We start from the raw sequence: 1,613 nt of genomic DNA, 5'->3' as shown, positions 1-1,613 counted from the left end.
ACGAGGCTGTGAGCGAAGTTCCCGGCTCACGCGGAGTCGTCACCGACGTGGGTAGGGCCTGGAGTCTCAGGTGATGTCGCCACCCAGATAACGGCTTCATGCAACGGGAACCGGCACGGGCAGCTGATCGTCATGCAGAGCATGCCTTCTGCTCTCATTCTCGGTTTCGACCCGCACACAGTGCCTGGTATGGACGGGGACGCCATGCGCGCGGTCCTGGACAAGGAACTGGCCCGTTTTGGCGAACATGCCGTCGATGCTTCCACGACGCTGATTGCGCCGGACGAATCTGCCGAGTCCATGGTGGTCGCGGCGCTGTCCGAACGAGACTGGGACGTCGTCGTCATCGGGGGTGGGATACGCAAGCCTGAACCTCTGCTGACGTTCTTCGAGCAGGTCGTGAACCTGGTCCGGCAGCATGCGCCGGGGGCCGCTATCGCGTTCAACACCAGCATCGACGACAGCGTCGAGGCAGCCATGCGATGGCTATGAGACCCAGCCCGGCAAAGATCAACTGGGATGGGGTAGAAGTCGGGCGTGACGTGGAGGCGGCCGCACGGGTTCCTCGTGTGTGACGACGAAGGAATGGGCCCGTGCGGCCTTGTCCCATCCAGCCTTCACGGGTATTTCCCCTGCGCATCTCGGCGGTTTGATCGAGGAGTTGGCCGCTCCATGGACTGCACGCTGTCAGTCCGCGCTGCAGGAGCGGCGAGGCGGAAAGCGCAGGCAGCAGCCGGGCGCCGGGCCGAAGCACGACCTGGTGTTCACCGACCGGGTGCTGGTCACGCTGGTCCACCTGCGTCACCAGCTCCCGCACGCCGCTCTTGCGGAGCTGTACGGCCTGGAGCGGTCCACCATCACCCGGGCGATCGGGGAGATCCGCCCGCTGCTGGCCGAGCGGGGCTTCGCCGTTCCCGACCGGCCAGGGGTGCGGCTGCGCACGCTGGCAGACGTGTTCGCCTACGCCGCCGCCGAGAACATCACCTTGCGGATCGACGGCACCGAGACCCAGGTCCGCCGCCCCAAGGCGCACTGGCCTGGCCGGTGCGCGTTCGTCTCCGGCAAGAAGAAGCAGAACACCATGAAGACCACCACCATCAGCGACTCCCAGGGCCGCACCCTGTGGTCCGGGGCCGACCGGCCCGGCCGCATGCATGACCAGACTGCGATGCGCACAGAGGGCATCGCCGAGCAGCTCCGCCTGCACTCGCAGGTGAAGGCGGAGGTCGACGAGGGCTACCGAGGACTGGCCAACGAGTTCCCCGACCAGGTCAGCGCCCCGCCGAAGAAACCGAAGGAGGATGCCCCACTCGGCGAGCAGTACGCCTGGCGCGAGATGCGACGCCGCCAGTCATCAGCGCGGATCTGCGTCGAACACGCCAATGCCGAGCACAAGCAATGGCGCCCACTGCAACGCTTCCTCGGACGGCGCGAGCACTACCCAGCGACCCACCGTGCCATCGCCAGCCTGGTCTCCGACCGCGCTGCCCAGCGCGCCACCCGACGCAAGCCGAGCACCGAACTCGTGCCCGTCAGCATGACGGCCTGCTGAACCGCCCACCAGCCGAACGCTCAGGCCAGCACGCCCCGAACGCATTCGCTCACAACCTCGT

General features: G+C 67.1%; 2 protein-coding genes. Both read left to right on the top strand.

Features of this window, described 5'->3' with window-relative positions; translation table 11 throughout:
• The first annotated feature begins 141 nt into the window (after window positions 1-141).
• Window positions 142-492: a hypothetical protein gene (locus ACZ7IB_RS49235; RefSeq protein WP_470921908.1), complete on the top strand. Its 351-nt coding sequence runs from the start codon at window positions 142-144 to the stop codon at window positions 490-492.
• A 157-nt stretch (window positions 493-649) separates the two neighbouring features.
• Window positions 650-1,552 (top strand): transposase, encoded by a 903-nt coding sequence (locus ACZ7IB_RS49230; protein WP_470921906.1) that lies wholly within the window; start codon window positions 650-652, stop codon window positions 1,550-1,552.
• The last annotated feature ends 61 nt before the right edge of the window (window positions 1,553-1,613 follow it).

It is taken from the genome of Streptomyces sp. NPDC037301 (assembly GCF_055602785.1).
Note: the sequence above shows the minus strand (reverse complement) of the source record. Positions and strands in the feature narration are given on the sequence as shown.

What these genes read in the sequence shown, in the direction of transcription:
- ACZ7IB_RS49235 (WP_470921908.1), top strand. Translation starts at nt 142, where the DNA reads ATGCCTTCTGCTCTCATTCTCGGTTTCGACCCGCACACAGTGCCTGGT.